14 protein-coding genes are annotated in these 14,457 nt (G+C 74.3%); 10 read left to right on the plus strand and 4 right to left on the minus strand.

Annotation, left to right across the window (positions count from 1 at the left end; genetic code table 11):
* Positions 1–32: 32 nt before the first annotated feature.
* From ACZ7DY_RS00125 to ACZ7DY_RS00135, 3 genes are all read right to left on the minus strand, one after another.
* A complete protein-coding gene (locus ACZ7DY_RS00125) occupies positions 33–2,429 on the minus strand; it encodes a SpoIIE family protein phosphatase (protein WP_471127908.1) in 2,397 nt (798 codons plus the stop codon).
* A gap of 100 nt (positions 2,430–2,529) precedes the next feature.
* Positions 2,530–2,865 (minus strand): hypothetical protein, encoded by a 336-nt coding sequence (locus tag ACZ7DY_RS00130; protein ID WP_471127910.1) that lies wholly within the window; start codon positions 2,863–2,865, stop codon positions 2,530–2,532.
* 7 nt (positions 2,866–2,872) lie between these two features.
* Positions 2,873–3,841, minus strand: a complete 969-nt coding sequence (locus tag ACZ7DY_RS00135) for a helix-turn-helix transcriptional regulator (RefSeq protein WP_471127912.1) — start codon at positions 3,839–3,841, stop codon at positions 2,873–2,875.
* Positions 3,842–3,950: 109 nt separating this feature from the next.
* Here ACZ7DY_RS00135 and ACZ7DY_RS00140 point away from each other — a divergent pair, with 109 nt between their 5' ends.
* From ACZ7DY_RS00140 to ACZ7DY_RS00185, 10 genes are all read left to right on the plus strand, one after another.
* Positions 3,951–4,916 carry a Gfo/Idh/MocA family protein gene (locus ACZ7DY_RS00140; protein ID WP_471127914.1) on the plus strand — a complete coding sequence of 322 codons (966 nt, stop codon included), beginning with the start codon at positions 3,951–3,953 and terminating at the stop codon, positions 4,914–4,916.
* Between the two features lie 75 nt (positions 4,917–4,991).
* Positions 4,992–5,705 carry an NADPH-dependent F420 reductase gene (locus ACZ7DY_RS00145; protein ID WP_471127917.1) on the plus strand — a complete coding sequence of 238 codons (714 nt, stop codon included), beginning with the start codon at positions 4,992–4,994 and terminating at the stop codon, positions 5,703–5,705.
* Between the two features lie 224 nt (positions 5,706–5,929).
* On the plus strand, positions 5,930–6,493 hold the full coding sequence (locus tag ACZ7DY_RS00150) for an RNA polymerase sigma factor (RefSeq protein WP_471127920.1): 564 nt from the start codon (positions 5,930–5,932) through the stop codon (positions 6,491–6,493).
* Positions 6,490–6,795: a hypothetical protein gene (locus tag ACZ7DY_RS00155; RefSeq protein ID WP_471127922.1), complete on the plus strand. Its 306-nt coding sequence runs from the start codon at positions 6,490–6,492 to the stop codon at positions 6,793–6,795. Before ACZ7DY_RS00150 ends, ACZ7DY_RS00155 begins: the two co-directional genes overlap by 4 nt.
* A 159-nt stretch (positions 6,796–6,954) precedes the next feature.
* Positions 6,955–8,808, plus strand: coding sequence for a gamma-glutamyltransferase family protein (locus tag ACZ7DY_RS00160; RefSeq protein WP_471127924.1), 1,854 nt, complete (start codon positions 6,955–6,957; stop codon positions 8,806–8,808).
* Between the two features lie 153 nt (positions 8,809–8,961).
* Entirely contained in the window at positions 8,962–9,789 is an 828-nt protein-coding gene (locus ACZ7DY_RS00165) for an inositol monophosphatase family protein (protein ID WP_471127927.1), read from the plus strand.
* 104 nt (positions 9,790–9,893) lie between these two features.
* Complete coding sequence (locus ACZ7DY_RS00170; RefSeq protein ID WP_471127929.1) at positions 9,894–11,306, plus strand: phytoene desaturase family protein; 1,413 nt, start codon at positions 9,894–9,896, stop codon at positions 11,304–11,306.
* Entirely contained in the window at positions 11,303–11,830 is a 528-nt protein-coding gene (locus ACZ7DY_RS00175; protein WP_471127932.1) for an O-acetyl-ADP-ribose deacetylase, read from the plus strand. The genes ACZ7DY_RS00170 and ACZ7DY_RS00175 overlap by 4 nt, the downstream gene beginning before the upstream one ends.
* A gap of 82 nt (positions 11,831–11,912) precedes the next feature.
* Positions 11,913–13,394, plus strand: a complete 1,482-nt coding sequence (locus tag ACZ7DY_RS00180) for an AlkA N-terminal domain-containing protein (RefSeq protein ID WP_471127934.1) — start codon at positions 11,913–11,915, stop codon at positions 13,392–13,394.
* 44 nt (positions 13,395–13,438) lie between these two features.
* Positions 13,439–13,942: a methylated-DNA--[protein]-cysteine S-methyltransferase gene (locus tag ACZ7DY_RS00185; RefSeq protein WP_471127937.1), complete on the plus strand. Its 504-nt coding sequence runs from the start codon at positions 13,439–13,441 to the stop codon at positions 13,940–13,942.
* Here ACZ7DY_RS00185 and ACZ7DY_RS00190 read toward each other — a convergent pair.
* The gene (locus ACZ7DY_RS00190) at positions 13,939–14,442 is read right to left on the minus strand and encodes an NUDIX domain-containing protein (protein ID WP_471127940.1); all 504 of its coding nucleotides are present in this window, start codon (positions 14,440–14,442) and stop codon (positions 13,939–13,941) included. The two genes, ACZ7DY_RS00185 and ACZ7DY_RS00190, sit on opposite strands and share 4 nt — an antisense overlap.
* Positions 14,443–14,457: the final 15 nt, after the last annotated feature.

Below are 14,457 nucleotides of genomic sequence, written 5' to 3' on the forward strand. Positions count from 1 at the left end.
GCGTGATGGATGTGACCGGCGTGAGGGGCGCCTCACCGCGTCCGGGGAAAGGCCTGTTCGGTCCAGATCGTCTTGCCCGAGGGCGTGTAGCGCGTGCCCCACCGCTGGACGAGCTGCGCGACGATGAACAGGCCGCGCCCGCCCTCGTCGTCCTCCCCACTGTGGCGCAGGTGCGGTGAGGTGTGGCCGGTGTCGGCGACCTCGCACAGCAGGGTGCGGTCGCGGATGAGGCGTACGTCGATCGGGCCCTCCGCGTACCGGACCGCGTTGGTCACCAGCTCGCTGACGACCAGTTCGGTCGTGAACGACAGCTCTTCGAGGCCCCAGAGCTCCAGCTGCCGGGTGGCCAGGTCCCGGGCGAGGCCGGCGGCGACCGGCTCCGCGGGCAGCTCCCACTCGGCGACCCTGGAGGCGTCGAGTGCGCGGGTGCGGACCAGCAGCAGGGCGGTGTCGTCGGCGGTCGAACCGCCGGGCAGGAGCTCCGTTACGGCCCGGTCGCACAGCTCCTCCAGGGAGGCGTGCCGGTCGCCGAGCACCCGGCCCAGGGTGTCGAGTCCGTGGTCGATGTCCCGGTCACGGGCCTCGACGAGCCCGTCGGTGAAGAGGGCGAGCAGGCTCCCCACGGGCAGCTCGACCTCCAGGGACTCGAACGGCAGACCGCCGAGGCCCAGCGGCGGCCCGGCGGGCAGCGCGGGGAAGGTCACTTGTCCGTCCGGGTCGACGAGGGCCGGCGGCAGATGCCCGGCCCTGGCCATGACGCAGCGCCGCGAGACCGGGTCGTACACCGCGTAGAGGCAGGTCGCCCCGGTGGTCACGTCGGTGTAGGCGCTCTGCGGCGTCCCCCGCGCGCTCCCGTCCTCCTCCGCCGACTGGGCCACCAGGTCGTCGAGCCGTGACAGCAGTTCGACGGGGTCCAGGTCCATCTGGGCGAACGCGCGGACGGTCGTGCGCAGCCGCCCCATGGTCGCGGCCGCCTGCAGACCGTGCCCCACCACGTCCCCGACCACGAGTCCGACCCGGCTGCCGGAGAGCGGGATGACGTCGAACCAGTCGCCGCCGACCCCCGTCACGTCGTCCGTGGGCAGATAGCGGTGGGCGAGGTCGACCGCCGACTGCTCCGGCAGCTGCTGCGGCAGCAGCTGGCGCTGGAGGGCGAGGGAGGCGGTGCGCTCGCGCGTGAAGCGGCGCGCGTTGTCGATGGACACGGCCGTCCGGGCGACCAGCTCGTCGGCGAGGGCCACTTCACCGCTGTCGAAGGTCGCCGTGGGGCCGCGCAGGAAGGTGACAAGACCCAGCACGCTGTTCCCGGCCCGCAGCGGCACGACCAGGGTCATGTCGTCGAGTACGAGCCCGCCCGAGGAGAGGCAGCGGTCCTGCGGCGACCCGGAGGGATACTCCACGGGCGGGTGGCGCGGGACGGCGGCGGCCGGCGGTCCCGGGTCCGTCCTGCCGGGCTCATCGGCCGGGCAGCGGGCCACCCGCACCAGCGACATCGCCGCCGCGCCGCTGGTGGCCGGAGCCTCGCCCTCCAGGACGGCCTTCGCGAGGTCGACCGTGACCGTGGCGGCGAACTCCGGCACGGCCACCTCGGTGATCTTCTCCGCGGTGGCCAGCACGTCGAGCGCGGTCCCGATGCCGCGGCCCGCCTCCACCAGCAGGGCGAGCCGGGCCTGGGCCCGGTAGCGGTCGGAGATGTCGAAGGCGTCCTCGCAGACCCCGAAGACGTGCCCGTCGGCGTCCTGGAGCCGGTAGTACGCGCAGGACCAGAGGTGGTCCGTCTCCGGGTCGCTGGGCGGCCTGCCCTGGAAGTGCAGGTCGAGGAAGGGCTCGCCGGTGGCAAGGACGTGACGCATGACGGCGTCGAGGGTGGGCGGGTGGCCCTTGGTCACGAACTTCCCCTCCGAGTACAGCTCGTCGGCCCGGGAGCCGCGGAACTCGGCGAGCGGGCGCCCCATGTCCTGCTCGTACGCCGCGTTGCACCAGGTCAGGCGCAGATCGGTGTCATAGATGGCGAGGCCCACGGGTGACTGCGTGGCGAGCCCGTGCAGCAGGGACTGCCGGGCCTCCCACAGCCGGAGGTCGGACAGTTCCGTCGCGACGACGACGCGCAGCGGCGCGTCGGCACCGGCGAGCGGGCAGACCGCGGTCGCGACGATCAGCTCGCGCCCGTCCCGGTGCCGGGCCACGCGGATCTCGTTGCCCCGGAACCCGGGGGAGAGGGGGAGCAGGCGCGGCGCGGTCTCGGGTGACGACAGGTACGTGGCCAGGGGCCGGCCGACGGTCTCCCGGGGCCCGTAGCCGAGGAGCCGCTCCGCCGCGGGGCTCCAGCCGACGACCGTGTCGTGGGCGTCGACGATCGCCGTGGCCGCCCTGGTGACATCGAGGGGACCACGAAAGTCAGCACTCTGTTCCGCGTTCCATGCGCTCATGGCGCCGCATCAGCCCCGTTCATCGCTTACAGAATCCGCTGTCCCCGGGGCGGGCACAACCGCGGCACCCCCGACCGCGCCCCGCGGTGGGCCGGGCCGGTCAGGCGGTCCGCTCGTCGCGGTCGGCCGGCTCGTCCCGGTCGAGGAGGCGCAGGCAGTCGTCCCAGCGTCGGCGCCGCTCGGCGAGGGTCTGCTCCCACCAGGCGGTGCCGCGTTCGCCCAGTCCGGTCTTGGCGAGCTGTACGCGGGCGCGGGCGGCGCGCCGTGCCGCCTCGTCGTCGCGCGCGGCGGCGACGGCACGGCGGGCGGCCATCAGGTGGTGGACCAGCCGCTCCTTCACGTCGTCGGGCACGCGCGGGTCGGTGGCCCGCCAGCGCCGGCCCTTGACGACGATGAAGTGGCCGTCCTCGGTGTACCGCACGTTCTCTGCCGCCACGGAGCCATCATGGCCCGCTCACGAGCGCGTGGCGCAGGCGTTCGGCTGTCCGGCGGAGGTGGGCGGTGACCTCGGGGCCCGCGTCCAGGGTGTACTCCGCGTCGAGTGCGGCGAGGGTCTGGGCGACGGCGGGCAGGTGGTCGCCCGAGCAGTCGACGGTGCAGCTGTTCTCGTCGAGCGGGCGGACGCGGTGGGCCAGGGCCCGGGTGCGGCGGCGGACGGTGGCGGCGGGCGCGTGGACGGTGGCGACGGCGCGGTAGCGGGTGGGCGCGGTGGCGATCTTGTCGGCGACGTAGGCGGCCGGGTCGTCACCGGGGACGGGGCGGGGGGTGAAGCGGTGACGGGTGGGAGCCGGGTCGGTGATGCGGTCGAGGCGGTAGACGCGCCAGTCGTCCCTGCCGGTGTCGTGGGCGAGGAGGTACCAGAGGCCGCCGGAGGCGACGAGGTGGTGGGGCTCGGCGCGGCGGGCGGTGAAGGCGCCGTCGCGGGCGGTGTAGCCGAACGTGACGCTCTCGTGGTCGCGGCAGGCGACGGCGAGCAGGGCGAGCAGTTCCGGGTCGACGCGCGGGGCCCGGGACTCCCAGTCGATGGCGGCCGTGGCCTGCTGCACGGCGGCGACCTGAGTGCGCAGCCGGGCGGGCAGCACCTGTTCGAGTTTGGCCAGGGCGCGCAGTGCCGTCTCCTCCATGCCGGTGAGGTGGCCGGCGGCGGTGCGCAGCGCGACGGCGACGGCGGTGGCTTCGTCGTCGTCGAGGAGGAGCGGCGGCATGGCGGTGCCGGAGGCGAGCCGGTAGCCGCCCGCGTGACCGGTGGTGCCTTCGACGGGGTAGCCCAGCTCGCGCAGGCGGTCGATGTCGCGGCGGACGGTGCGGGAGGTGACGCGCAGGCGCTCGGCGAGTTCGGCGCCGGACCATTCGCGGCGGGTCTGCAGCAGGGAGAGCAGGCGGAGCATCCGGGCGGGCAGGTCGCTGGTCATGCCTTCCAGACTGCCCGACTTTGCGGACACGGTATGTCCTGAAAGGCCCCTAGCGTGAACGGCAGGTCACTGGACTGACCGCACGCAGCACCGCAAGGAGGCACACACGATGAAGATCGCACTGCTGGGAACCGGTTTCGGCCGGGCGCACGCAGCCGTCTACGCCGCCCGTGGCGACGCGGAGGTGGTGATGTTCGGCCGCGATCCGGGGAAGACGGAGGAGGCGGCCGGCCAGTTCGGTCTGGCCGCCTCCACCGACCTGGACGCCGCGTTCGAGGACGGCTCGTTCGACCTGGTGGACATCTGCCTGCCGACACGCCTGCACGCCCCGTACGTACTGCGCGCCCTCCAGGCGGAGAAGCACGTGCTGGTCGAGCTGCCGCTGGCCGACAGCGTGCGGGACGCCGAGCGCGTCGCCGAGGCCGCCGCGCGCAGCGACAAGCACGTGTTCGTGGACATGTTCGAACGGTTCATCCCGGCCAACCAGGCCCTGTTCGACGCCGTCCGCCACCACACGTACGGGCGGCTGGAGCAGTTGACGCTGTGGAACCTCACCGCGCACCTGTGGCCGGGCGCCTCCCTCGGACTGAAGGTGCTGCCGCTGGACGCGATGCACAGCGACATGGACATCATCACGCGCACTCTCGGCCTGCCGCGGGACCTCGCCGTGACCACCGTGGCGCGCGACGAGGACTCCGGGGCCGTCGACGCCACCTTCCGCTACGACGGCGCGGAGGCCGGCAGTTCGGTCTCCTCGCTGATGCCGAAGGCGTGGGGCGCCAGGGGCGGTTACACCGCCACGTTCGAGCACGGCGTGCTGGACGCTGACTCCACGATGGGCTTCGACGGCAAGCCGTCGGGGACCGTCACCGCCTACACCGCCGACGGCGCCCGCGTGTTGGAGCTGCCCGCCGCCGACCAGTACACGGCGATGATCGGCCACGTCATGGACGTACTGAACGGCACGGCGGAGAACCGGATCGCCCCGGACAGCGTGCTCGACGCCCTGAAGCTCACCCTCGAACTCGACCGAAAGGTCAACGGCCCCCGCCGGACCGGCCCGTCGCCGGCCTGAACCCCCGGCCCTTGCCGCAGCCTGAACATCCGGCCCCCGCCGCCACCCCCCTGCGGCACGACGAAAGAATCCGTCATGAAGATCGCTGTCCTGGGCACCGGCGCCGGAGCCCGCTGCCACACCGCCCGCCTGACCGGCCTCGGCCACCAGGTCGTCGTCGGCACCCGCGACCCGCATGCCACCCTGGCCAGATCGGAGCCGGACATGATGGGCACCCCGCCCTACCGGGACTTCCACGCCACCCACACCGGCATCCCGCTGCACACCTTCGCCGAGGCCGCGTCCGAGGGGGAGCTGGTCATCAACGGCATCGACGGCGCCCACGCCGTCCAGAACCTGGGCGCCCTCCCGAGCGCCGCGCTGGCCGGCAAGGTCGTCATCGATTACGCCGTCCCCTACGTCTACCAGCAGCCCGGTCAGGTCGAACGGCCCTGGCCCACCCCCTGGGGCGTGATGCCGCGCCTGGACCCCGTGGACACCGACAGCCTGGCCGAGCGGATCCAGCGCGCCCTGCCCGCCGCGAGGGTCGTCAAGGCCTTCGTCACCCAGGAACAGGAGACCGTCACCCGCCCCGAGGAGTTCGCCGACGGCGACCACACCATGCTCCTCGCCGGTGACGACGCCGGAGCCAAGGCCGTCGCCGAGGAGTTGCTGCGCTCCTACGGCTGGCGGGACGTCATCGACCTCGGCCCGCTGGCCGCCGCCCGCGGCATGGAGATGTACGCCCACCTCCACACTGCCATCGGCCTGGCCCTCGGCACCCGCTTCGGCGTCAAGATCATCCGCTGAGGTCCCGGCGCGGACAGGACCCCCGGGGCGGCCGGGGGAATCGGCCTTGCGCGGAGCCCCGCGCCTCCGGCTGAATCCTTTTCGGTGGCCCGTGCCTCTTATACGCGTGCCGTCAGACGTCGGCACGGATTTGGAGGTCATCGTGGTCACCGGGACAGTCATCGCGGTCGGGCTCGTACTGCTCTGCACCTGCATGCTCGTCGTCAAGCGGAAGCGAGCCGGGCGTGGGTAACTCCGTGTGGCCGGACGAACAACTGGTCGCCGCCGCACAGAGCGGCGACCCCGACTCGATCGCGGCGCTGGTGTCGGGCTCGCACCCGAACGTGCGGCGGTTCGCCCGCTCGCTCTGCGCCTCGCCGGAGGACGCGGAGGACGCGGCGCAGGAGGCCCTGATCATCCTGTACCGCAAGATCGGGACGCTGCGAGCCTCCGGCGCCCTGGCGTCGTGGATGTTCCGCATCGTCCGCAACGAGTGCGTCCGGCGCGCGCGGGCCAGGCTGCGGGACGCCACCGCGCCGCCGCCTCAGGAGTCGCCCGTGGCCTCGGCCGAGGACGAGGTCCTCCAGCGCATGGAAGCGGGCAGGGTGGCGGCCGCGGTCGCCGCGCTCCCTCCCGACCAGCGCCGCGTACTGATCATGCGGGACGTCCAGGGGTACAGCGGCCGGATGACCGCCGACGCGCTGGGTCTCAGTACGGCGGCGATGAAGTCCCGCCTGCACCGGGCCCGTTCGGCGGTCCAGCAGACGCTGCGGGCCGCCCCCGCACCAGTATCCGGAGGAGAACGATGACCGGGAAACGGCGCGACACCGCCGCCGGTACCAAGGGTCCCGACTACGCGAGCAAGTCCCTGGCCGAGCACATCGCGCGCGGGGTGGTGGGGTTCGGCTCGCTGGCCGGCTCGGTCGCGCTCATCCCGGTGTTCGGACCGGTCGGCCTGGTGCTCGTCCCGGTCGGCCTGCTCTTCCTGCGCGGCTGCCCGATGTGCTGGACGGTCGGGCTGATGCAGACGATCTCGCGGGGCCGTCTCCGGCGCTCCTGCGACGAGGGCCGGTGCAGGCTGACCGTGGCCGGCCACACCGAACCCCCGTGACCCCTGGGGCAGGTGGGGCGGGTGGGCGCACGGCAGTGGATAGCCTTCCGGGGAGCGGGAGAAGGAGACCTCCGACACCGGCTCCCCGGTTGGCCCCCAACGGCCGCCCCGAGCGCCCGACTTCGGGGACGGCGCCAAGAAGCAGCGAGGTGGAAGTTCGTGTTCACGACCCGACCCACCCTCCAGGGCACCTTTGGGATGGTCTCGTCCACCCACTGGCTCGCCTCCCAGTCCGCGATGGCCGTACTGGAGGACGGCGGCAACGCCTTCGACGCCGCCGTCGCCGCGGGGTTCGTCCTGCACGTGGTCGAGCCGCACCTGAACGGGCCCGCCGGCGAGGTCCCGATCATCCTCGCCCCCGCGGGCGGCGAGGTGCGCGTGCTCTGCGGGCAGGGCTGCGCCCCGGCCGGCGCCACCGTGGCCCACTACCGCTCCCTCGGCCTTGAACTGGTGCCCGGCACCGGCCCCCTCGCCGCCGCCGTGCCCGGCGCCTTCGACGCGTGGATGCTGCTCCTGCGCGACCACGGCACGAAGTCGCTCGCCGACGTCCTCACGTACGCCATCGGGTACGCGGAGGACGGCCACGCCCCCGTCGAGCGGGTCGGCGAGACCGTGGAGACGGTACGGGAGCTCTTCGAGCGGGAGTGGCCCTCGTCGGCGGAGGTCTACCTCCCCGGCGGCCGGTCGCCGCGTCCCGGAGAGCTGTTCCGCAACCCCGCGCTCGCCGCGACCTGGCGGCGCCTGACGGCCGAGGCGGAGGAGCGGGCCGAGGCGCACAGCGGCGCCGGAACCGACCTGCGGGTGGCGCAGATCGAGGCCGCGCGTGAGGTGTGGCGCGACGGGTTCATAGCCGAGGCCCTCGTGCGGCAGGCCGGACGGCCGACCATGGACACGAGCGGCGAGCGGCACGTGGGGACGCTCTCGGCGCGGGATCTGCGCGGCTGGGAGGCCTCCTACGAGAACCCCGTCACGTACGACTGGGACGGCTGGACCCTGTGCAAGGCGGGCGCCTGGAGCCAGGGCCCCGCGTTCCTGCAGCAGTTCGCGCTGCTGCCGCCGACCGCCGCGGAGCTTCCCCGGTACGGGTCCGCCGCCTACGTCCACCTCCTCGTGGAGGGCTGCAAACTGGCCATGGCGGACCGGGAGGCCTGGTACGGGGACGCGGGGGAGCGGGGCGCGCGGGACGTGCCGGTGGCGGAGCTGCTCTCGGCCGCGTACAACGAGCGGAGGCGGCGGCTCATCGGCGAGAAGGCCTCGTACGAGCTGCGGCCCGGGGCGCCCGGGGGGCGCGAGCCGAGGCTCTCCGCGCACGCGCTCGCGGTGGCCGCGGGCCGGACCGAGGGGCTCGACGCGGGCGCAGGGGCGGCGGCCGGGGCCGGCGAGCCGACCGTGGCCGTGGACGGGGCGACGCGCGGCGACACCTGCCATCTCGACGTCGTCGACCGGTGGGGGAACATGCTGTCCGCCACGCCCAGCGGCGGCTGGCTGCAGTCCAACCCGGTCGTGCCCGAACTGGGGTTCCCGCTGGGGACGCGGCTCCAGATGGCGTGGCTCGAGGAGGGCCTGCCGAACTCGCTCACGCCCGGCCGGCGCCCCCGCACGACGCTGACGCCGTCGCTGGCGCTGAAGGACGGGGTGCCGGTCATGGCCTTCGGCACGCCCGGCGGCGACCAGCAGGACCAGTGGCAGGTGCACTTCTTCCTGGGGGCCGTCCTGCGGGACTCCGTGCGCGGCGGACTCGATCTGCAGGGGGCGATCGACGCGCCCAACTGGCACACGGAGGCGTTCCCCGGCTCCTTCCATCCCCGGCGGATGACGCCCGGCAGCCTCGCCGTGGAAGCGCGGATGGACCCCGGGGTGGTGGAGGAGCTGCGGCGCAGGGGACACGACGTGGTGGTCGGCGGCGCGTGGTCGGAGGGGCGCCTGTGCGCGGTGGCACGGGATCCGCGGAGCGGCATCCTCTCGGCGGCGGCGAACGCCCGCGGGGCGCAGGGGTACGCGGTGGGGCGGTGAGGGGGCGGTCCCGAGGGGCGGGCCTCGCCCCCCAGTGCCCGGACCGGTGCAGGTGAGGACGCTGTTACCGGTGACACCAGGGGTTCGCCGGGGGTTTAGGCCGCGTTGGCCGGGGCCGCACGGGATGTCAGTGGAACGTGCTCTCATGGACGCATGATCGAAGACTTTCTGACGCACGGGGTGCGCGACGTCGAAGAGGCCCTCCGCAAGGCCGCCGCCGCGGAGGTGACCCCCCGCTTCCGGCAGCTCGCCGAGGGTGACGTCGTGCAGAAGAGCGACCCGCACGACATGGTGACCGTCGCCGACCGCCGCGCCGAGGAGCAGCTGACCGCCGACCTCGCCGCCCTCCTGCCCGGCTCGGTCGTCGTCGGCGAGGAAGCCGTGCACGCCGACCCCACGGTGTACGAGGCGATACGCGGCTCCGCGCCCGTCTGGATCGTCGACCCCGTCGACGGCACGCGGCAGTTCGTCAACGGGGACCCGGGCTTCTGCATGCTCGTCGCCCTCGCGGTCGACGGTGTGGTGCAGGCCTCCTGGACGTACGCGCCCGCGCTGGACGAGTTCGCCGTCGCCGTACGCGGCCGGGGCGCCTGGCTCAACGGCGAGCGGCTGACCGCCGGACCGCGCCCGGCCGGCGCCGACCTCGAAGTGGCCACCTCCCACCCGGACTTCACCACTCCGGAGCAGAAGCGGGCGCTCCTCGGGCTCGCGGTGGAGGGCGTGCGCCCCCGCCCGTGCGGCTCGGCCGGCCTGGAGTACCTCGCCATCGCCAGGGGAGAGCTGGACGCCGTCGCCTTCTCGTGGGAGCTGGCCTGGGACCACGCCGCGGGCCTGCTGCTCGTGGCCGAGGCCGGCGGCGCCGACCTGACGCTGAGCGGCGAGCCGTTCCGGATCGGCGGGGGCAACACCCTGCCGTTCACCGCCGCCCGCGACGCCGCCACGGCCCGGCGCGTCGCGGACCTGCTGGCCGGCGGTGCCTGAGCGGGCCGCGCGGTTGCAGCGGGGCTCGAGGAACGGCGCGGATGCCCCGGCCTATCCTGGCGGCAGTGGCCATCGGCTGACGAAGGAGTCCGAAGGTGCCGTCGATGCTTGATGCCGTCATCGTGGGGGCGGGGCCGAACGGGCTGACCGCCGCCGTCGAGCTGGCCCGCCGGGGCTTCTCCGTGGCCGTCTTCGAGGCCAGGAGCACCGTGGGAGGCGGGGCGCGCACCGAGGAGCTGACGCTGCCCGGGTTCCGCCACGACCCCTGCTCGGCCGCCCACCCGCTGGGCGTCAACTCCCCGGCGTTCCGCGCCATGCCCCTCGACCGGTACGGACTGGAGTGGCTGCAGCCGCCGCTGCCCATGGCCCACCCGTTCCCGGACGGCACCGCCGCCGTGCTCTCCCGCTCCGTCGCCGAGACCGCGGCCTCCTTCGGGCCGCGCGACGCGGGAGCGTACCGGAGACTGGTCGAGCCCTTCCTGCCCAAGTGGGACGTCCTGCTGCGGGACTTCATGTCCCTGCCGCTGAGCTCGCTGCCGCGGGACCCCGTGACGCTCGCCCGCTTCGGACTCGCCGGGCTGCCGCCGTCGACCTGGCTGATGCGGCGCTTCCGCGACGAGCGCGCCCGCGCCCTCTTCTCCGGCCTCGTCGCGCACGTCATGGCGCCGCTCGACGGCATCATCACCGGCGGCGTCGGCCTGGTCTTCGCGCTGGCCGCGCACGCCCGCGGCTGGCCCGTTCCCCGCGGCGGCTCGCAGTCCATCTCCGACGCGCTCACCGCGTACCTGAAGGACCTCGGCGGCACCGTCCACACGGATTACGAGGTCAAGCGGCTCGACGACCTGCCGCCCGCCCGCGCCTACATCTTCGACACCTCGCCGACCGCCCTCGCCAGGATCGCGGGGCTCGGCCGCGCCTACGACGGATACCGGTACGGGGCCGCCGCCTTCAAGATCGACTACGCCCTGGACGGCCCCGTCCCCTGGACCGCCGAGGAGGCACGGCGCGCCGGGACGGTGCACGTCGGCGCGGACAGCGCGGAGATCGGCGCCGCGCTGCGCGCCGCCTCCCGCGAAGGGCGAGCACCGGACCCGCCGTTCCTGATCACGGTGCAGCCCGGCGTCGTCGACCCCTCCCGCGCCCCGGCGGGACGGCACACCTTCTGGGCCTACGGCCACGTCCCGAACGGCTGGCGGGGCGACCTCACCGACGCGATCGAACGACAGCTGGAGCGCTTCGCCCCCGGCTTCCGCGACCGCGTCCTCGCGCGCGCCACGGCGGGCCCGCCCGAACTCGCCGCGGGCAACGCCAATTACGTGGGCGGCGACATCGCCTGCGGCGCCGCGAGCGGCCTGCAACTCCTGCTGCGGCCCGGGCCCACCCTCTTCCCGTACGCCACCCACCACCCCGCGGTCTTCATCTGCTCGTCCGCGACGCCGCCCGGCCCCGGTGTGCACGGCATGTCCGGGCACAACGCGGCGAAGGCCGTGTGGAAGACGCTCAGGAGAGAACGGTGACCGTCCCCATCACCCTGGTCCTCGGCGACATCACCCGGCAGCACGCCGACGCCATCGTCAACGCCGCCAACTCCTCGCTGCTGGGCGGCGGCGGTGTCGACGGCGCCATCCACCGGCGCGGCGGCCCCGAGATCCTCGCCGACTGCCGCCGCCTGCGCGCCTCCCACCTCGGCAAGGGGCTGCCCACCGGCCGCGCCGTCGCCACGACCGCGGGCCGCCTGGACGCCGGACACGTGATCCACACCGTCGGCCCGGTCTGGTCCGCCACCGAGGACCGCTCGGAGCTCCTCGCCTCCTGCCACCGCGAGTCGCTGCGCGTCGCCGCCGAGCTCGGCGCGCGGACGGTCGCGTTCCCCGCGATCTCCACCGGCGTCTACCGCTGGCCGCTCGACGACGCCGCCCGCATCGCGGTCCGCACGGTCCGCGCGTACGCCGACCCCGCGCACGTCGACGAGGTGCGGTTCGTCCTCTTCGGCGAGGAGGCCCACGATGCCTTCGCCGCCGCGCTGGCCGAGGCGGAGTAGGACGGGCCCGGGCCCGGCAGGCGCGATGTCGATGTCGGATTCTCGCCAGCCACCCGGGGCGCGACCCGCGATCCTTGAAGGCATGCACACCGACACGGAGCGCTGCGTACGCGCTGTTCAGTCGAAGGACGCCCGCTTCGACGGCTGGTTCTTCACGGCGGTCGTCACCACCCGGATCTACTGCCGCCCCAGCTGTCCGGTCGTGCCGCCCAAGGCCGAGAACATGACGTTCTACCCCAGCGCCGCCGCCTGCCAGCAGGCCGGCTTCCGCGCCTGCAAGCGGTGCCGGCCCGACAGCAGCCCCGGCTCCCCCGAATGGAACCAGCGCGCCGACCTCGTGGCCCGCGCCATGCGCCTCATTGGCGACGGCGTGGTCGACCGCGAAGGCGTCCCCGGCCTCGCGAACCGCCTCGGCTACAGCACCCGCCAGGTCGAGCGGCAGCTTCTCGCCGAACTCGGCGCGGGCCCGCTCGCCCTCGCCCGCGCCCAGCGCGCGCAGACCGCGCGGCTGCTCATCGAGACCAGCGCGCTGCCCATGGCCGAGATCGCCTTCGCCGCCGGATTCTCCTCGATCCGCACCTTCAACGACACCGTGCGCGAGGTCTTCGCGCTGGCCCCCGGCGAACTCCGCGCCCGCGCGCCGAAGCGGCCCGGCACCGTGCCGCCCGGCGCCGCGGGTGGCGTCCTGTCGCTGCGGCTGCCGTTCCGCGCCCCGCTCAACCCCGACAACCTCTTCGGGCACCTCATCGCCACCGCGGTGCCCGGCGTCGAGGAGTGGCGGGACGGCGCGTACCGCAGGACCCTCAGCCTCCCCTACGGGCACGGGACCGTCGCCCTCACCCCGCACCCCGACCACATCGGCTGCCGGCTCTCCCTCACCGACCTGCGCGACCTGACCATCGCCATCAGCCGCTGCCGCCGCCTGCTCGACCTGGACGCCGACCCGGCCGCCGTCGACGATCAGCTGAGGTGCGATCCGCTGCTCGCGCCGCTCGTCGACAAGGCGCCGGGACGGCGTGTGCCGCGCACCGTCGACGAGGCCGAGTTCGCCGTGCGCGCCGTCCTCGGCCAGCAGGTCTCCACGGCCGCCGCCCGCACCCACGCCGCCCGCCTCGTCACCGCGCACGGCACCCCGGTCGAGGACCCCGAGGGCGGCCTCACCCACCTCTTCCCCGGCCCCGACGCGCTCGCCGCACTCGACCCCGACGCGCTCGCCCTGCCCCGCAGCCGCCGCGCCACCCTCACGACGCTCGTGCGCGAACTCGCCGAAGGACGTCTCGGCCTCGGCGTGGCGAACGACTGGGACGAGGCCCGCGCCCGGCTCACCGCACTCCCCGGTTTCGGGCCCTGGACGGTCGAGGTCATCGCGATGCGGGCGCTCGGCGACCCCGACGCGTTCCTCCCCACCGACCTCGGCATCCGGCGCGCCGCACAGGGGCTCGGCCTGCCCCACACCCCCGCGGCGCTCACCGCGCGCGCCGCGGCCTGGCGGCCCTGGCGCGCGTACGCCGTCCAGTACCTGTGGGCCACCGACGCCCACCCCATCAACTCCATCCCCGCGTGAGGGACACCAAGTAACCCAAGTACACCTAGGGACAGACATCACCCATGGACCGCCTGCACACCCACATCGACAGCCCCTACGGGCCGCTCACCCTCGTCGCCACCGACGGCGTCCTCAGCGGCCTCTACATGACCGGCCAGCGCCACCGTCCGCCCGAGGAGACCTTCGGCGACCGCGACCCGGCACCCTTCGGCGCGGCCACCGCCCAGCTGGAGGCCTACTTCGCCGGTGAGCTGACCGAGTTCGACGTGCCGCTGCGGCTCGACGGCACCCCCTTCCAGCGCACGGTCTGGCGCGCGCTCCAGGAGATCCCTTACGGCGAGACCCGTACGTACGGCGAACTCGCCGAACTCCTCGGGAAGCCGGCCGCCTCCCGCGCGGTCGGCCTCGCCAACGGCAAGAACCCGATCGGCGTCATCGTGCCCTGCCACCGCGTCATCGGCGCCAACGGCAGCCTGACCGGTTACGGCGGCGGGCTCGACCGCAAGCAGCGGCTGCTGGCCTTCGAGGGCGGGGCGGCGCGCGCCGGGGCCGACGTCCTGTTCTAGACGCCGACCCGGTACCCGTCCTCCAGCTCCGCCGGACCGCCGCCCCGCGCCAGCACGTCGAGCGCGACGGCGACCCGGCGGCCCAGCGAGCCGGGCAGGTGCTCCGCGAGCTCTTCGGGAGCGACCAGCCGCCAGGAGATCAGCTCCTCCTCCTGCAGCCTGATCGACTTCAACTGGTCCGTGCCGAGCACCCCGCCGTCGTACAGGTAGGCCACCAGCGGCGGGCGCGCCCGTGAGGGGCCCGCCGGCACCCAGTCCACCGCGAGCAGCGGCCCGAGCGCGACATCGAGCCCGATCTCCTCCGCCGTCTCCCTCCGCGCCCCCTGCCGGGGTGTCTCTCCGTCGTCCGACTCGACGGTCCCGCCCGGCAGCGCCCACCCCTCGCGGTAGTTGGGCTCGACGAGCAGCACCCGGCCCTCCGCGTCGCGGAAGAGGGCGGCGGCCCCGACGAGGACGCGGGGGAGGCCCGCGATGTACGTGGCGTAGTCCTGAATGGTCACGGGGGAAAGCCTAGG

The sequence above is a fragment of the Streptomyces sp. NPDC037013 genome (assembly GCF_055607265.1).